Annotated in this window: 16 protein-coding genes; 5 read left to right on the top strand and 11 right to left on the bottom strand. The window is 33.7% G+C overall.

All coding sequences use genetic code 11. The annotated features are described in order from the left end of the window. Nucleotides 1-2,754 (top strand): DEAD/DEAH box helicase, encoded by a 2,754-nt coding sequence (locus ACFILD_RS01525; protein WP_375664671.1) that lies wholly within the window; start codon nucleotides 1-3, stop codon nucleotides 2,752-2,754. Nucleotides 2,755-3,130: 376 nt separating this feature from the next. Next, the gene (locus ACFILD_RS01520) at nucleotides 3,131-4,069 is read left to right on the top strand and encodes a COG2958 family protein (RefSeq protein WP_375657777.1); all 939 of its coding nucleotides are present in this window, start codon (nucleotides 3,131-3,133) and stop codon (nucleotides 4,067-4,069) included. Between the two features lie 542 nt (nucleotides 4,070-4,611). On the opposite strand, the gene sodC is transcribed toward ACFILD_RS01520, so the two are convergent. From sodC to ACFILD_RS01500, 4 genes are all read right to left on the bottom strand, one after another. Then, nucleotides 4,612-5,139 carry a superoxide dismutase [Cu-Zn] SodC gene (gene sodC, locus ACFILD_RS01515; RefSeq protein WP_273791249.1) on the bottom strand — a complete coding sequence of 176 codons (528 nt, stop codon included), beginning with the start codon at nucleotides 5,137-5,139 and terminating at the stop codon, nucleotides 4,612-4,614. A 420-nt stretch (nucleotides 5,140-5,559) separates the two neighbouring features. Beyond that, nucleotides 5,560-5,916, bottom strand: a complete 357-nt coding sequence (locus ACFILD_RS01510; protein WP_375631138.1) for a hypothetical protein — start codon at nucleotides 5,914-5,916, stop codon at nucleotides 5,560-5,562. After that, nucleotides 5,894-6,238 carry a hypothetical protein gene (locus ACFILD_RS01505; protein ID WP_273791056.1) on the bottom strand — a complete coding sequence of 115 codons (345 nt, stop codon included), beginning with the start codon at nucleotides 6,236-6,238 and terminating at the stop codon, nucleotides 5,894-5,896. The genes ACFILD_RS01510 and ACFILD_RS01505 overlap by 23 nt, the downstream gene beginning before the upstream one ends. A gap of 427 nt (nucleotides 6,239-6,665) precedes the next feature. Next, nucleotides 6,666-7,892 carry a UbiH/UbiF family hydroxylase gene (locus ACFILD_RS01500; RefSeq protein WP_375637628.1) on the bottom strand — a complete coding sequence of 409 codons (1,227 nt, stop codon included), beginning with the start codon at nucleotides 7,890-7,892 and terminating at the stop codon, nucleotides 6,666-6,668. A 182-nt stretch (nucleotides 7,893-8,074) separates the two neighbouring features. On the opposite strand from ACFILD_RS01500, the gene pcsA reads away from it, so the two are divergent. Genes pcsA through ACFILD_RS01485 form a run of 3 tightly spaced genes read left to right on the top strand, consistent with a single transcriptional unit; the run spans nucleotide 8,075 to nucleotide 10,374 of the window. Continuing rightward, the gene (gene pcsA / locus ACFILD_RS01495; protein ID WP_375664670.1) at nucleotides 8,075-8,893 is read left to right on the top strand and encodes a phosphatidylcholine synthase; all 819 of its coding nucleotides are present in this window, start codon (nucleotides 8,075-8,077) and stop codon (nucleotides 8,891-8,893) included. Nucleotides 8,894-8,914: 21 nt separating this feature from the next. Next, complete coding sequence (locus ACFILD_RS01490; RefSeq protein ID WP_375664669.1) at nucleotides 8,915-9,961, top strand: enoyl-CoA hydratase/isomerase family protein; 1,047 nt, start codon at nucleotides 8,915-8,917, stop codon at nucleotides 9,959-9,961. After that, on the top strand, nucleotides 9,958-10,374 hold the full coding sequence (locus ACFILD_RS01485; protein ID WP_375664668.1) for a DUF6163 family protein: 417 nt from the start codon (nucleotides 9,958-9,960) through the stop codon (nucleotides 10,372-10,374). Before ACFILD_RS01490 ends, ACFILD_RS01485 begins: the two co-directional genes overlap by 4 nt. A 307-nt stretch (nucleotides 10,375-10,681) precedes the next feature. Here ACFILD_RS01485 and ACFILD_RS01480 read toward each other — a convergent pair whose 3' ends face one another. The 7 genes from ACFILD_RS01480 to ACFILD_RS01450 all read right to left on the bottom strand — a co-directional run bounded on the left by ACFILD_RS01480 (nucleotide 10,682) and on the right by ACFILD_RS01450 (nucleotide 17,246). Then, nucleotides 10,682-11,041, bottom strand: coding sequence for a hypothetical protein (locus tag ACFILD_RS01480; protein WP_375613428.1), 360 nt, complete (start codon nucleotides 11,039-11,041; stop codon nucleotides 10,682-10,684). Between the two features lie 109 nt (nucleotides 11,042-11,150). Next, complete coding sequence (locus ACFILD_RS01475) at nucleotides 11,151-11,960, bottom strand: MBL fold metallo-hydrolase (protein WP_375631133.1); 810 nt, start codon at nucleotides 11,958-11,960, stop codon at nucleotides 11,151-11,153. A gap of 10 nt (nucleotides 11,961-11,970) precedes the next feature. Continuing rightward, the gene (locus ACFILD_RS01470; RefSeq protein WP_273791049.1) at nucleotides 11,971-12,744 is read right to left on the bottom strand and encodes a TatD family hydrolase; all 774 of its coding nucleotides are present in this window, start codon (nucleotides 12,742-12,744) and stop codon (nucleotides 11,971-11,973) included. Then, entirely contained in the window at nucleotides 12,734-14,293 is a 1,560-nt protein-coding gene (gene metG / locus ACFILD_RS01465) for a methionine--tRNA ligase (protein WP_375637624.1), read from the bottom strand. The genes ACFILD_RS01470 and metG overlap by 11 nt, the downstream gene beginning before the upstream one ends. A gap of 76 nt (nucleotides 14,294-14,369) precedes the next feature. Then, complete coding sequence (locus tag ACFILD_RS01460) at nucleotides 14,370-15,413, bottom strand: DNA polymerase III subunit delta' (RefSeq protein ID WP_375611915.1); 1,044 nt, start codon at nucleotides 15,411-15,413, stop codon at nucleotides 14,370-14,372. Beyond that, nucleotides 15,410-16,054, bottom strand: a complete 645-nt coding sequence (tmk, locus tag ACFILD_RS01455; protein ID WP_273791046.1) for a dTMP kinase — start codon at nucleotides 16,052-16,054, stop codon at nucleotides 15,410-15,412. The genes ACFILD_RS01460 and tmk overlap by 4 nt, the downstream gene beginning before the upstream one ends. Nucleotides 16,055-16,082: 28 nt before the next feature. After that, on the bottom strand, nucleotides 16,083-17,246 hold the full coding sequence (locus tag ACFILD_RS01450; RefSeq protein WP_375664667.1) for a D-alanyl-D-alanine carboxypeptidase family protein: 1,164 nt from the start codon (nucleotides 17,244-17,246) through the stop codon (nucleotides 16,083-16,085). Nucleotides 17,247-17,338 lie beyond the last annotated feature (92 nt).

Genomic DNA, 17,338 nt, shown 5'->3' with positions numbered 1-17,338 from the left:
ATGAACACTGTTGAAAAAAGGATTTCTGCTCGCTTATCGTTACGTGATCCTCAACGTGAATCTTTAAATATTTTGGTAAAAATCTTAGAAAATATAGAGCTTTCTAAAAATGCTGATTTGGTTGCAGAGTTAGAAGTGATAAAAAATCTTTATCCTTCTGTGCAAGATTTTGAACGAAACTTTCCCTCTTTTTGTTTTGCCTTAGCAACGGGTGTTGGAAAAACGCGACTTATGGGGGCTTTTATTAGCTATCTTTACTTAACAGGTCGTAGCCGACATTTTTTTGTTTTAGCGCCAAATTTGACTATTTATGAAAAGTTAAAACAGGATTTTAGTCCCCAAAGTCCGAAGTATGTTTTCAGTGGAATAAGTGAATTTATTGCCAATAGACCCGTTATTATTACAGGTGAAGATTATGAAAGTGGTAAAGGTATTCGCGTTGATGAACACCATTTTGAAGGACAAAAGCGTTTGTTTGAGAATAGAGATACGGCCTTTATCAATATTTTTAATATTTCTAAAATTAATACAACAGATAATAAAAAAGGCGCACTAAAATCTAGTATTCCGCGAATTAAACGCTTACAAGAAACGATTGGTGAAAGTTATTTTGATTATCTCGCAAATCTTCCTGATTTAGTTTTGTTAATGGATGAAGCACATCGTTATCGAGCTTCTGCTGGTGCGGCAGCAATTAATGAGTTAAAACCTGTTTTAGGAATAGAGCTTACAGCGACACCAAAAACAATAGGTGCAAAACCCGTAGATTTTAAAAATGTTGTCTATAGTTATTCACTTGCAGAGGCTATGAGGGATGGTTTTGTAAAAGAGCCTGCTGTTGCTACACGTAAAGATTTTCAACCTCAAAATTATACATCTGAACAATTAGAACATATCAAATTACAAGATGCAATTCATGCCCATGAAAACGTGAAAGCAGATTTAATTGTCTATGCAAAAGATTATAACAAAAAGTTCGTTAAGCCTTTTATTTTAGTTGTCGCTCAAGATACAAATCATGCACAGAAATTGCGTGATTTATTGGAATCAGATGATTTTTTTGCAGGAGCTTATAAGAGAAAAGTTATAGAGATTCATACAAAACAGTCGAATATAGAAGAAGATCAAAATATTCAAAAGCTGATTGCAATTGAAGATTCTCATAACCCAACAGAAATTGTTATTCACGTTAATAAATTAAAGGAGGGGTGGGATGTTACGAATCTCTATACTATTGTACCGTTGCGTGCATCGGCTTCAGAAATTTTAACAGAGCAAACAATTGGGCGTGGATTGCGTTTGCCTTATGGGTATAGAACAGGCGTGGAAGCTATTGATCGTTTAACAATTATTGCGCATGATCGTTTTCAAGATATTATTGATCGTGCAAACGATCCAAACTCAATTATAAAAAAGCATATTGAGATTGGAACAGGAGGGAATATCCCCTTTGAAAAGACCGATATAGTGACAGTTCCAAGTCAAGTAGAAGCTTTATTGATGCAAACGATGGTAACACGTAATTCCGATATAAATGGAGCATCTTCTGATTTACAAGGTATCATATTACGTAATACAGATTCCCCTACATTAACGCCTGAGGAGCAAGAAATTGCAGCGATCGCGTGGGATCTTATCAAAGAGAATGATAAATTGCCAAGTTCTCAAATGCTTTGTTCTGCACAGATACAAGAAAAAATTGCTAATAAAGTTATGAATATTAAGCCTTCATCACAAAAGTCTCTTGTATCAAAAGTGGTGACAATTCTGACAAAACAATTAACAGAACTGATAATAGATATTCCAAATATTATACTCATACCTTCGCGTGATGTTACTTATGGTTTTTATGATTTTGATTTTAAAAATCTAGAAAGCTTAAATTTTCAACCTGTTAGTAAAGAACTTTTAATTCGAGAATTGCGTACCCATAAAAGCATTTTTCTTACTTCTAAGAATGAATATGTAAAAGAGCCTTATCTTGAAAACTACATCATTCGTGGTTTGATTGATAATGACTTTGTCGATTATGATAACCATACGCTCTTATTACGAAAATTAGCTAGTCAGATAGTAGAACATTTCCGATCTTATTTACCCAATGATACAGCTGTTGAGAACGTATTAATTCACTATCAGCACAAGCTTACTAGTTTTATTGTTGCGCAATTAAGAGAACATCAATGGGAAACGCAAAAAGATTATGCGGTTAAAGTTACACGAGGTTTTACAACTTTATCACCTATCCATTATGTGTTACCGCAAGGGACGTCTCCTCTTGATTTTCGTAATATTCCTGCCATTAAAAGTGATATTAAAAAACTTGTATTCAGCGGCTTTAGAAAATGCTGTTATCCTTTACAAAAGTTTGATTCAGTAGAAGGGGAATTACGATTTGCTCAAATATTAGAGGATGATGCACAAGTCTTGAAATGGATGAAACCCGCTCGAGGTTTTTTCAGAATAGAATATGATAAAGGATCGACTTATGAACCGGACTTTGTTGTAGAAACGAAGGATGCCAAATATCTTTGTGAGCCTAAAAAAGCCTCTGAAATGCAAAATCCTATTGTTTTAAAAAAGAGAGAAGCTGCAGTTCAATGGTGTTGTCATGCAACGCGCTATGCGGCGACTTATGGCGATAAAAAATGGTATTATGTTCTTATTCCCCATGATGCTATTAAAGCAAATAGTAGTTTTGAAGGTTTGTGTGCAGAGTTTACCATTTCAGAATCTATACTTGAGAGCTCGTAACTTTTTGCTTCAAAAATAAAACACATAAGTTTTTTAATTGACGGGTGTGAGGTTCAATCAAATGTTTGAATAATTATTTTTAACTTTTTTCTAACGACGTTAAAATAAAAAGAAAAATGTATAGAAAAGTTATACAAGATTATGCTTTTGTATGGGGATTTGTAGCACATTTACAATTTTTTATAAAAGTACAATCTTATTTTCGTTATGTGAAAAGATCTTTGAGTTATAGTCATAAATTAAAAAAATATTTTGATTTTATTGAGTAATTTGATAAATGTTCTTTTTTTAAAAAACTTAAACAGTTTATTGTTCTTTCATTTAAAACGCCTGAATATAATGAAATACCCAGAGGATAAAAGGGGGAGTTTTTCATATGACTTTAAATTTAACAAACACTGTTTTTAATTTTTTAAAGAAAAACCCGACGAAAAAGTTTACAGCTCGAGAAATTGCTCAATGGATATTTGAAAATTACCCAGAGAAATGCCGCCAAAAACAAAAGCATTCAACGGCGATAATCAATCCCCTTAATAGTGATGCTGCTCTTATTCAGCAAATTGTTGCTGAAATAGGATCGCAGCGCCCTCAATTACAAAAGCGTTATTCAGAAATTAAAACCACTGAAGGACGACCGCGACAATATTATTTTACTAAACAAACAGATAGTGCTGAAATTGACGCAATAGAGGACAATGCAAAGAGTAGAACAGAAGGTAGCTCTGTTAAAGAGCATGATCTTTATCCGTTATTATCTAAATTTTTATGGTCAGAGCTTGCAGTTTATAGCAAGCGCATTAATGAGAAATGTTCTCGTAATAAACATGGTGCAGGCGGAAATAAATGGCTTTATCCAGATCTCGTAGGGATGCAAGATTTAAGCAAGGAATGGAATCGTGAAATCAAAGACTGTGTTTTGCAATATTTTGATAAAAAGACAAAGCTTTGGTCTTTTGAAGTAAAAATTCTCATCAATCGTTCAAATTTACGAAAAGCATTTTTTCAAACAGTTAGTAATTCTTCATGGGCTAATTTGAGTTATTTAGTAGCTAGTGAAATTGAAGGAGTTGATACATTAAAAGAGCTTCGGGTGCTTTCAAGTTTGCATGGAATTGGATTTATAAGACTTAATAAGGAAAACTCTTCCGAGAGTGAGATCTTAATTCCTGCCAAAGAACGTAGTGATATTGACTGGGATACTGCTAATAGATTAGTGGAGGAAAACAAAGATTTTCTTGATTATATTAAGCTTATTCGTCAATTTTATCAAACTGGTGAGATGCGTTCTCTAGATTGGGATCATATGTATCTATGAGGGGTATTTTTAAAAAGACTCCATTGTTTAAAAGCCCTTTTTTCAGAGTGATGAAAAATTACTCTAACTATTTTGTTTGACTTATTATATTGATATTGTATCAACTAAATTTTTTTCGCGTACCTCATGAGTGGGGTTGAGTCGGGGAAGAGTAAAAATTCTGTTTTAGGCCTGTTCTATTTTGTGCATTGGGCATGATTCCATTAGATACTAGACTTAATGACTATAATTTATTACAAATTTGCTACTTTAGAGAGTGAAATTCGACTTTTTTGCTTTGTTTATATCAAGCATTAAAAATATTACTTTCTCATATTGAAGTCTTCTTACGGAGAATTTACACTACTATTTCTTTAATTTCTACTGCTGTTCATTTTGATCATTATTAAGTTTTTTATTATCCGAAGTAAACATTCAAAAATATTAATTTTATAAAATATTCACACAGTTTACTCAATTTCTTGAAATAGATTTAGAAAATAAATTTTTCTCACATCTTATAGTAAAGGGGTGTACTATCACAGTTTGCCACAATACTCTCTTTATTTTTCAATAATACCGCACGCTAAACGTGCACCACCTCCGCCAAGCGGTAATGGTTTATCTGATTGATTATCAGCCCCTAAATGAATGACTAAAGAGCGCCCTTTAATTTCAGAGATTTTTTTTAATCGTGGAGCAAGAACGCTCATTATGGCATATCCGTGCTTATCAACATAAAGTGCTGGTAAATCACCAAGATGACCATTGACATTATAAGGTCCTAAATGTTTTCCGGTATGTTCCGGATCATAATGTCCACCTGCGCTTCCACCAATTATGCCATCTTTTGTATCACATGAAGGATTCACATGTACATGAAAACCATGCATCCCTTCTGATAAAGTAGATAAATTAGGGATGAAAATCAAACCGTACGTGTTTTCTTCAATTTTAATGCTACCAATAGCCTTTTTGAAATTGTTATCTTCTAATTTATAAATATTTACTTGTGTTGATAGTGCTAATACAGAATTTTTATGAATTAAAAATGCCATAAAAAACAATAATGATAATAATATTTTTTTCATAAAATACCTTTATACTTATTTTAAATAGATTATTATCTATAATTAATAATCTATATTAATAATATATTATATAAGTGTCTTAAATTGAACTTTTACAAAAATAATTTAAATAGAAATATTAGTTATTAGAAAGAGCAAATAAATTAAAGTATGTTTATATATATATTTCTAAACATAACTTTCATTTTTTGATCTATAAAAAATGTAGCTTCCATAGACTGATAATTATATCTCGCTTACATTTCTTCAAGAGATGCTTTAAAAAATCTACTTTTTTGATGTATAATAAAGAATTAAGCAAACAGTTTTAATAAGTTAGATGTTATTTCATTTATAATATGATAATCGTTTCATCAAAAAAAGAACATATAATTTGTTGATGATTTAATTGTTTTTCATAGAAAAAATGACGAGAAATTTCTATTCATTATGAAATTTATAAGAGAAAGAATTATTATGATTCATATAAATTTCCCATAAAATACAGCATATACCGACACTTCCTCCCATTCCTGATCCTATCAGTGCTCCTATTATTATTCCGGCAGAAAGTGCTACTCCTATACCCATTGCGATAACTGGACCAAATCCTGGAAGAGCAATATAACCATAAGCTGAAAGAATTGCCGCGATAGCTCCTGATATGCTTCCATTTAAACCGCCAATGAAAGCAAATTCTTTAATAGAATGGCAGCACTTTTTTAAATTTTTTTTCTTACGGCTGTAAAAAGAAACGTTGCTGTAAGTTTTAAAATCAATCATATTCTTTTCTTTCATTTTGAATGCTAACTGTTCCTGAATAGTCAACGGATACGAAAAAATGGGACTTTTTAAATTTTACTAAAGCACGCCAGATGCCATTGTCATCTAAACGCAATCGTTTAATATTCTCAAAACCATTTTGCATAAGACAATTTTTAACTTGTGAAGCAGTAAATGAGTTCTGACCTATTTTAGTGACATTTTGAGTAGAGCTATAGGTAAAGGTTTGACAATAAGGAAGGTGAAAAACTTCACTTATTGAAGTAGTGACTATCAACGAGACACATACAATCATTATAAAAAAAGTACTTAATTTCAAAAATTTATTTAGTGTCATCTTGTTACCATTTGTTAAAACAACACTTCATTAACCTCTGTGTTACTAACAGGTTCCAAAGATGATTTTATTTTTAATATTATACTTAATAATAAAAAGATTTTAAAATCCATTGATTAAATAAAACTGTTTTTTATTATTTATTTTCTTATTAAAATTAATATTATAAAATAACTCTTTAAAAACGGTATTATTTTTCATTTTCTTTATAGTGCAAAATTTAACAGATGTGATTTAGCAAGATATCTTTACAATTTAAGCTTTAGTCTATAATTAAGTTTTATCTTATTTCATATCAATATGCTAAATATATATAATAATTTTTTCTTTCCTAGAAAGAACAAAGATATTTTTTGCATCAGTAATATGATATGATTGCAAAATGCAATTTATTATTTTTTTATTTTACGTTATTGTCCATTATTGTTCAGTAGGGCTGTTTTGATGATTTTGTTGGAGATATTTGCATAATTTCCTTGAATCCATAACCCGGATACATTCCTTCGCGCATAAATAAATTACGTAATGGTGGGAAACTATGTAACAAACCAAGCCCAATGCTTCGTATGATATGAACAGGCAACATATGAGAAAGTAGAGCAGAGTTCAGTGTATGAACAGCTCCACTTCGGATTAATATATCTGGTTTGCGACATTTGTTATAATGTGCAACAATCATTTCAGAGTTAGAATTGGATATTTTATTAGGTAAAATATCAATTAAAGTTTGGACATCACGGAATCCTAAATTCAATCCTTGTGCCCCAATAGGGGGGAAAACATGAGCGGCTTCACCGACTAAAATTGTTCGATTAGCAGCAAAATGACGAGAAAGAAGTCCGAAAAGCGGCCATGCTTGAATTGATGTTTCTAAGCTTAGCTTTCCAAGCATTGATTGCATTTTGTTTTCGATCATTTTTGCAATTGTTTTTGGTTCTGTATTCAATAATTCTTCAGCACGGGAAGGATGAACAACCCATACAAGACTAGATCTTCGTCCTGGTAGTGGAACCTGTGTAAATGGACCGTGTTCTGTATGAAATTCGGTTGATGTATTTTGATGAGAAAACTCATGAGAAAAGTTGAGAACAAGTGCTTTTTGTGGATAATTCCACTGTTTGACACTTATCCCTGCTGCGGCACGTGTAAGAGAGTGACGTCCATCAGCTGCAATAACAAGTGGTGCTTGAATGACTCTACAATCAGCAAGAGTAATACATACATGTTTTTTTGTGTGATGAACAGATTTGGCTGCAGAAACAAATCTTGTAATATTAGGCGTATGTGTAACAGCATCGACTAAAGCACTGTTCAATTTTACATTAGGTATATTATAGCCAAAAGCTTTTTCACCAATTTCAGCAGAAGAAAAATGCACCGTAGGAGCATGCACAATTCTAGAAGTTATATCTATAATTCTCATGGAAGATAAAGCTGCTGCATGTTTTTGAAGATTATCCCAAATATTGAGTTTTTGAAGCATGCGTATTGCAGGCATCATAAGAGCAGTTGTCCGTAACTCATCTGTATGAGCAGGGGGCCCAACAAGAAAAACAGAAAGCCCCTCATGTGCAAGACTCAGCGCCGCTAACATTCCGACAGGGCCTGCACCAATAACAGCAATATCTTTATGCTCTTCCTTTTCAAATATCACAATGACTTGAACCTTTCTCCATTGAGAAAATATTTTAACATTTCCAAATGATCGCTCTCTTTTTATTATATGAAGCTCTTCTATTATAGTATGTAATAAATAATGCGATATAAAAAAGTAACCTTTTTATGATTTTTTAAAATGCTGAGTTATATCATCGGTAAAAAATGGCGTATTGATAGATGGTTGAAGACTTTAAAAACGAGGATAAGAAAAACTTGAAACGTAAACTAACAAAGAAAATCAAAACAAATGCTAAATTATTACGCCATAAAAAAGTAACAATGCCACAAGCAAAGGCCTTTTCTGTTCATTTACTAACAGCTTCGGGATCATTTTTAGCGTTTCTTTCTCTTATATCAGCCTCTCAAAAAGAATGGACAGCTATGTTCTGTTGGCTTGGGCTTGCTCTTCTCGTTGATGGTATAGATGGACCAATTGCACGTAAACTTGATGTTAAATACGTTCTTCCAACATGGTCTGGAGAGCTGTTAGATAATATTATTGATTACGTGACTTATGTCTTAATTCCTGCCTTTGCACTCTATCAAAGTGGTTTTATGGGGGTAGGGTTATCATTTTCATTGAGTGCAATTATTGTTATTTCATCTGCTATTTATTATGCAGATACTAGTATGAAAACCAAAGAAAATTTTTTTAAAGGATTTCCTGTTGTTTGGAATATGATGATTTTTACGCTTTTTGTCGTCAGACCAGGAGAGTGGATTACTTTTATCATTATTGTTTTATCGGCGATTATATCTTTTTTGCCAATTTATTTTATTCATCCAGTAAGAGTCCTTCGTTTACGTAGGGTTAATTTTCCCATTTTTCTCTTATGGTGTTTTTTTGGTATTTCTGCCTTCTTTTATCAACTAGAGGCTCCCTATTGGGTTAAAATAGGAATTTCGGTAACAGGAATTTATATATATTGTATTGGTGCAATCATGCAAATATTTCCTCAACTTGGGGAAAAAAATATAAAAAAAACAATGAAATAGTTGTTTTAAGAAGGGTGTGAGATGCAAATTAATTTTGGAGCAGATGATGATATTTCTTTTACGAAAGAAGGGCGAGCTGGTATTATAAAGCTCACACGTCCTTCAGCATTAAATGCTCTTAATCAACGAATGGTTTCAGCTTTAAAAAAAGCTCTCAGAATATGGGAAACAGATGATAATGTTTCTTGTGTCTTAATTGAAGGGGAGGGGCGTGCTTTTTGTGCTGGTGGAGATGTTGTAGAAATCTATCATATGGGGAAAAGTGTTGCTGCTTGTCAATACTTTAGGGATGAATATAGCTTAAATGCTTATATTAAACATTTTTCAAAGCCCTACATTGCTTTCTTAAACGGTATTTGGATGGGAGGAGGGGTCGGTATTTCTCTCTATGGTTCGCATCGAATTGTTACAGAAAATACAGTTTTTGCTATGCCAGAAGGTGCGATTGGATTTTTCCCAGATGTAGGTGCAAGTTTTTTCTTACCATCTCTTCCCAATCATTTTGGCATCTATCTTGCATTAACGGGCGCACGCATAAAGTGGGGAGATTGCTTAAATTTAGGATTAGCAACACACGCCGTTGCTGAAACTGAATTCGATATGATTAGAAAAGCTGTTATTGAGCAAGGAGATCCCACTTTAGCTTTAAACGAGCGAGCAATTACAAAAGACTATGAAACAAGTCATGAAATACGTTGTATTATTAACAGTTGTTTTAGTGCCCATAGCTTAGAAGAATGTCTTGAGTTGCTACATAAAAAAAGCAATGAAGATGTTTTATTTGCTAAAGAATGTTATGATATTTTGCAGTCACGTTCCCCGACAAGTTTAAAAGTTATCTGGAAACAAATGAAACAAAATTCATCTCAAACGTTGGAAGATTGTATGAAAATTGAAAACCGCATAGCGCATCATATGATTCATTCACATGATTTTTATGAAGGTATACGTGCTATGTTAATCGATAAGGATAAAAGACCTCAATGGCAGCCAGATAAACTTTCAAATGTGACAGATGAAATGGTAGATTCTTACTTCCAACCTGTTGAACAAGAGTTATTATTGTGAAAAATAATTCTCACAAACATATTTCAAAAATCAATTTAATCTATAACTGTTACTTACGGTTTTTGGCACTTATTTGCTTAGTTCTAGGTATTTGTTATTGGATACGCCTTGTTGGTGTTTTTCCAGGTATTCTATGGCGTTTTGATCTTATGCCTTGGCAGTGGCAATTTGCATCAGTTATATTGGCTATTCTCTATCCTATTGCCTTAGTTGGACTTTGGATGTATTCACTATGGGGCATCATTGTGTGGTGTATTGCAGCATTGATTGAAGCAATAACAATGTATTATTCCGATTTTATTTATCAGCCATTTGTATCATTATTTCATGGAATATTGTTTTTAGCTTTTATAGCACTACAAATTGTGATGATTTTTTTTAAAAGAGTAAAAAATAAAAAACATTGTGATTGAAATTTTCGAGCCAGAATAACAGGCTCGATTTTCAATCTTAGCTAACTTAAGTAGCTCATTTTAAAGATTCGTTCTTCAAAGCGCTGATGCTAGATATACTTCTTCTATAAAGTTCCATAATATATATTATGCGATAATATGATGCAGAAGATAAATCCTTTATCCAAAAAGAAAACCCTACTTTAAAACATCATCATAATATTTATATCATACAATTTACTTTTAAAATAAAATTTGGTCTTTAAGGTATATTCCTTAAAGACCAAAAATAGTGATAATGAAATTACGTATAATAAAATAAGGAAAATTATTGCATTATTTTACAACGTTTCATACGTGCAAGATCACTCAAAACAGCATTACGATTGTTTAAAGCCGAAATTTCATTACTTTCACTGGATTTAGTATCCATAAAAAACAAAGCAGGTACAAATACAACACTTGCTGCTGCTAAAGCCACGTTCTTATTTCTTGCTTTAGAACGCTCTGCAATTGTATCATTAATCTGACGTTTATTAGCAAAAAACTCCCGTTGAATATCGGCACAACTCATTGATCCGTCATGTAATGTTGTCGTTGCAATATTTTTTTCTAAACGCCCCCCACATGCTGTTAAGGAAACCGCTAAAACCACAATACATACACCCCGCTTAAAATTCTTATACATAAAAGCCTCATTTTTGACATAAAAAACACTAAATATGTCAGAAATGAAATAAAATAAAGGATAAATTTAAAAGTATTTTATTTAACTTAAAATATTGCGCATAATAAGCTTATGCATCTGTTTCAAAAGTAAGACCTTGATATGCAGGTTTTACATAGGATGGAACGTAATTTATAACCTTATTGTAATCCAGCGATCTGTCCATATGTGTGAGTATTGCTTGTTTTGGCTTTAAATATTCTATCCACTGTAATGCTTGATCAACAGAAAAATGACTCGGATGGGATTTAAATTGAAGAGCTTCAATGATGAGAACATCCAAATCCATTAATTTGGATAAAGTTTTTTCAGGAAATTTACTAACATCCGTACAATAGGCAACATTCCCAATCCGAAAACCTAAGGAATGAATGTTTCCGTGGTGTTGTAAATGTGTATTGACGCTTATTTCTCCGCCCTGCCCCTGAATAATAAATTGGCTATCTTCATTGATAAGATGCTCTTTTAAAATGGGAGAATAAGATGAATCTTTTGGAGTTTGAAAACAATATCCGAAAGCACTTTTGAGATGCTCTAGTGTAAATCTGTCGGCATAGATATCTATTAAACATTTTTGTGCAAGTGCATAGCTGCGTAAATCATCAATACCGTGGATATGGTCTGCATGAGAATGCGTGTAAAGAGCAGCATCAAGATGGCTTACACGCGCATCGATCATTTGTGAGCGAAAATCTGGACCTGTATCAATAACGATCGTTGTTTTGCCTCCTGAAGGTTTAATACGTTCAACTAATAAAGAACTTCTGTAGCGTTTATTTTTAGGGTTATTCGGATCACATGTTCCCCAATCACCATTAGGTCTTGGCACTCCTGGAGAAGGACCACAACCTAATATTGTAAATCGGTATTGATCACACATATCTTTTGCCTTATTTCATTTTGCTAAATAAACGAAAAGCATTACGCGTTGTTATTTGAGCTGTTTCTTCAATGCTTAAGCCAATTGTTTCAGCCAAAACAGCTGCTGTATAACATACAAAAGATGGTTCATTTGTTTTGCCCCGATGGGGACTAGGTGCTAAAAATGGAGCATCTGTTTCCACTAACAAATGCTCATGGGGCACAATTTTTGCTATTTCACGGATTTCAAATGCGTTTTTAAAAGTAAGAATACCTGAAAAAGAAATATAACCACCAAGTTCAATTCCAGCACGAGCAAGTTGCATTCCAGACGAATAACAATGAAGGATAAAGGGAAAAGCTCCTTCTTTTGTCTGTTCACGTAATATTTTCTCCATATCGATATCGGCATTGCGTGAATGTATAACAAGAGGAATCTGTGTTTCTCGAGAAGCAATGATATGTTCATGAAAAACTTTCTTTTGCTCTTCTGGAGTAGAATAATCATAATGATAATCAAGTCCCCCTTCCCCAAACGCAACAATTTTAGGGTGATTCGAGAGCTGTATAAGCTCTTCCGCTGTAATATTTTGTTCTTCATGCGCATGATTGGGGTGTGTTCCAACGGAACAAAAGACTTGATCATAGCTTTGCGCAATGGCTAACAGCTTATCTAACTTATAAACATGGGTTGAAATTGTTATCATACGTTTAACGTCAGCATCTAAAGCCCGTTGGATAACATTATCCAAATCTTGTGAAAAATCTTCAAAATCAAGATGACAATGTGTATCAATCAACATGATGAGTATCTTCTTTCTTCAAGATATAACGAGGAAAAATTGGTTCTGGTGGTGGAAGATCAAGCCCTTCTTGAATTTTTGAATGACTTATATGATACAATAACCGATCATCTTCAGCAACCGCAAGGCTATCAAGAAGTTTCGCTGCTGATTGGGGTATGAAAGGCAAAAGCATAATTCCTATTCTCCGCAAGATTTCTACAGTTATATAAAGAACTGTAGAAAATCGCTCTCGATCATTTTTACGTAAACTCCAAGGTTGTTCGTTGGCAAAATAGCGATTGGCATCTGCTACAATTGAAAAAATAGCTGAAAGTGCTAAATGCATACTATAAGAAGACATAGCTTGGTGTACAGTTTCAAGTACTTGAAGAGATTGTTCTAAAAGCTGTTTATCTTGAGCTGAAAATGAAGCTGGTTTCGGGACTTGTGCATTACAATTTTTGGCAATCATAGACAAACAGCGCTGTGCTAAATTACCAAGATCATTAGCAAGATCAGCATTAATACGGTTCACAAGGCTTTCATGACTATAACTACCATCTTGTCCGAATGGCACTTCACGGAGAAGGAAATAACGGACCTGATCAAGACCATAGTGTTCAACCATTTCAAAAGGATCAACGACATTTCCAATAGATTTTGACATTTTTGCACCACGATTAAGTAAAAAACCATGTGCAAAAATATTTTTAGGCAATTCAATTCCAGCAGACATTAAAAATGCCGGCCAATAGACTGCATGAAAACGAATAATATCCTTACCAATAATATGCGTATTTGCAGGCCAAAAATCACGTTTTTTTGAATTTTCATTGAAAAAACCTATTGCTGATAGATAATTTGTAAGCGCATCAACCCAGACATACATCACGTGCTTTGGATTCTCAGGAACAGCAATTCCCCAGTTAAAACTTGCGCGTGAAATAGAGATATCTTTTAAACCTGATTTGATAAAACTTATAATTTCATTACGCCGCTCAAATGGAGCAATAAAATCAGGATGTTTTTCATAATATTCAAGAAGAGCCTTTTCATAATGAGAAAGTCTAAAAAAATAACTTTCTTCTTCATTCCATTCAACTGGAGAGCCTAATTCCTTCTCACGACGGATGTTGTCTGGTCCAACTTCCGTATCTTTTTCTTCATAATAGGCTTCTTGGCGAACCGAATACCACCCCGTATAACGACCGAGATAAATATCGCCATTTGCTTCCATCTTTTTCCAAATTTCTTGACAAGCTTGATAATGGCGTTCTTCTGTCGTACGGATAAAATCATCGTTAGAACAATTTAATACTGCAAGCATTTTTTGAAACACCGCACTATTACGATCTGCAAGCTGCTGAGGTGTCATGCCTAATGCAGCTGCGGTTTGTTGCATCTTGAGACCATGCTCATCTGTACCAGAAAGAAAAAATACATTTTTTCCGTTTAACCGTTGAAAGCGGGCTAAAACATCGCTTGCAATTGCACTATAAGCATGTCCAATATGTGGAGCACCATTAGGATAAAAAATGGGAGTTGTTATGTAATATGTGTCACGCATGTCATACTCGTTGTAAAACGCTATAAATAAAAGATATTATGACATAACGTTTGTTTATCGCATTGTCACGGAAAAACTAATCCTCATGAATGATCTTATGAACTTTAAAAAGCAAGTTAATAACAAACTGCTTTTTATCGAGATTAAACAGTTGTATTTCCTCTATTTCTTGATGAATCTCCCGCCATTTTTCCGCATATTTTTTTGAGAGAAATAAGTCTCCCTTTTCAACGAGCATGATAGCTTTTTTTTGAATTTTATTAAGAATTTCATCACAAAATTGTTGAAATTGGAATGTAGAAGAAACAGATGAAAATGTTTGTGCAAGAGTATGTACAATCATTGCGTTACAAACAGGTTTCTCTAGGAGAGCATCAATTGTTTTAATAATTTCAAAACCGCCATGGCAAACAAGTAAAGCAGCTTTTCGAGGACTTCCTTTAGATTTTTCAATAATCATTTCAATTGTTTTCTCATCAGGTAAATCCTGATTGGCGAAAATATGTGTAATAACTTTTTTCATTTCATCGTTATTCAAGGGACGAAAAGAGATTTTTTGACACCGTGAATGGATTGTTGGGAGCAATTTGCCAGAAGAATGCGCGATAATAACAAATAACGTTTTTGTAGGTGGTTCTTCAAGTATTTTAAGAATTGCATTTGCTGCATTTCTATTCATATCATCTGCAGAATCAACAATAACTATACGCCATCCATTTTCTTGTGATGTTCGGCTTAAAAAATGCATAATATCACGGATATCATCAACGAGTATTCCTGTTTTAAACTTTTGCGTTTTCACATCAAATCGACGTGAAATATACAAAAGACCAGGGTGACTTCCTTGTGTAATTTGGCGCCATGGGGTAGAATAAGGATCGGGTTTCAAGAAAGCACTCTGTTGAAAACTTAAAATGTTCCAAGCAAGATGAAAGGCTAATGTAGCCTTTCCAATCCCATATTCTCCTTCAAATAATAATGCATGATGTAAACGCTCTTCTTTAAGCATTTGTGTCAAAAAATGACGCACATCCTCATGACCAAAGATAACATTGTTCTGGGATGGTGATAAAATTGTATCAATATCATCATATTGGCGTAAGGTATTTACATTACTCATGAAAGCTGATCCAACAATACCTGATGACAAATATTTTTTATTTGATGAGCAATGGCTTCCACTGAGCCAGTGGCATCAATAACTCGAAATCTATGGGGTTCCTGTTTGGCCAATTGAAGAAAAGCCTGACGCCTTTGTTCTTGAATTTCCAACAGATCTTTTTCAAAATAATCAATTTCTTCTGTTTTTTTTCTTCGCAAATTTGCACGCTTCATACCACACATTGCAGGCATATCTAATAAAAATGTTAAATGAGGCAAAATACCATTGAGCGCAATACACTCTAAAACAGAAAGAAGAGAAGAACTGACGGTATCATTGAGTCCTTGATAAACGCGTGTAGAATCAATAAAGCGGTCACATAAAACGATTTTACCTTTTTGCAAAGAAGGTGCGATAACCTCAGTAACATGGTCGACACGTGCAGCTGTAAACAAAACAGCTTCAATCAACGGTCCATACTGTCGCGCCTGCCCCGACAACAAAATATGCCGGATTGCTTCTGCTCCTGGTGTTCCTCCTGGTTCTCGTGTTGTGACAACATCATAACCTTGGTGTGAGAGAGACTCAGCAAGTAAAGAAATCTGCACCGTTTTCCCTACCCCGTCCCCTCCTTCAAATGTAATAAAATAACCTGACACGTATGATCTTAACCTTATTAGCGCGTAACTACAAATATTTTCGTAACCATCCAATTGTTATTTCATAGAATGCATTTTTTACTTTTGCAAAGAAACTTCCTTCCTGAACATTCATTCCGGCAAAAACTGGTTTTTCCAGAAGAACCTTTTTATCTTCTAAAATTTGAATAACGCCAACTGATTGCCCAGAAACGATGGGAGCTTTCAATGGACCATGATATTTAATTTTTGCTTTAACATTTACTTTTTTTTCATTCGAAAGCATAAAACTTATTGGTGTTTTAACAATGAGTGGAACAAAATTTTGCGTACCACCATAAACAGAAGCACGACCAACCGTTTCTTCTTTTGTAAAAATCGTTTTGAGATCAAAAGCCGTCATTCCCCATTGAAGAATGCGTTCTATTTCTTTTGTATATTTTTTACCATCTTGCAAACCATTGATTGCTAAAAAAAGACGTCGATGATTTTTAGAAATGGTGGCAACCATTGAAAAACCTTCTTTTTCACTGTAGCCAAAACCAAATCCTTCTACACCAATTTCCTTAGAAATAAGAGGATTTTTATTACGTTGAAAAATATTATTCCATGTAAAATGAGGCTCACAATAAAGTGCATAATAGTCCGGATATTCCTGAACAATATGACGTGCTAATATAATCATATCACGCACAGTTACAAATTGTCCCTCTTCGGGTAACCCTGTTGCATTAACAAAATGACTCTGAGATAATCCGATTATTTTTGCGCGCTGATTCATCAACTTTGTGAAATGAGCTTCATCTCCCGATATTCCTTCAGCAAGAATAATAGCAGCATCATTTCCATTCACAATAATTAAACCACGTAAAAGATCAGAAACACTGATTTCTGTCTTTATCTTTGCAAACATAGTGGTTGTACCGGAAGGTGCTCCACCTTTGCGCCAAGCATTTTCACTGACCTTGAATTTCTGCGTACTCTTTAACAGTCCCTCCTTTAAGTGATGAAATACGACTTCCACTGTCATCAATTTTGCTAATGAAGCAGGAAAAAAAGGAATATCACTTTGTTTTTCATAAAGTATTGTCTCTGTATCATCATCGAGTAATAACAATTGTGAAGCAGAAATTTGAAAATCTTGTGCTCTCCCCCACATGACAAATACCAATATCCCCCATAAGGTCAATAAGATCCTTAATATTGTGTACATAGCTGCTCCTCCCATCCCAAAGATTAACATAAAGAATCTTATATAGGAAAAAACTTTTTTATTTCCGCAAATTGAGGAATTATTGACAACTC

Source organism: Bartonella sp. CL162QHHD (assembly GCF_042195435.1).
Taxonomy (GTDB): domain Bacteria; phylum Pseudomonadota; class Alphaproteobacteria; order Rhizobiales; family Rhizobiaceae; genus Bartonella.
This window is presented reverse-complemented; position numbering and strand designations above follow the sequence as displayed.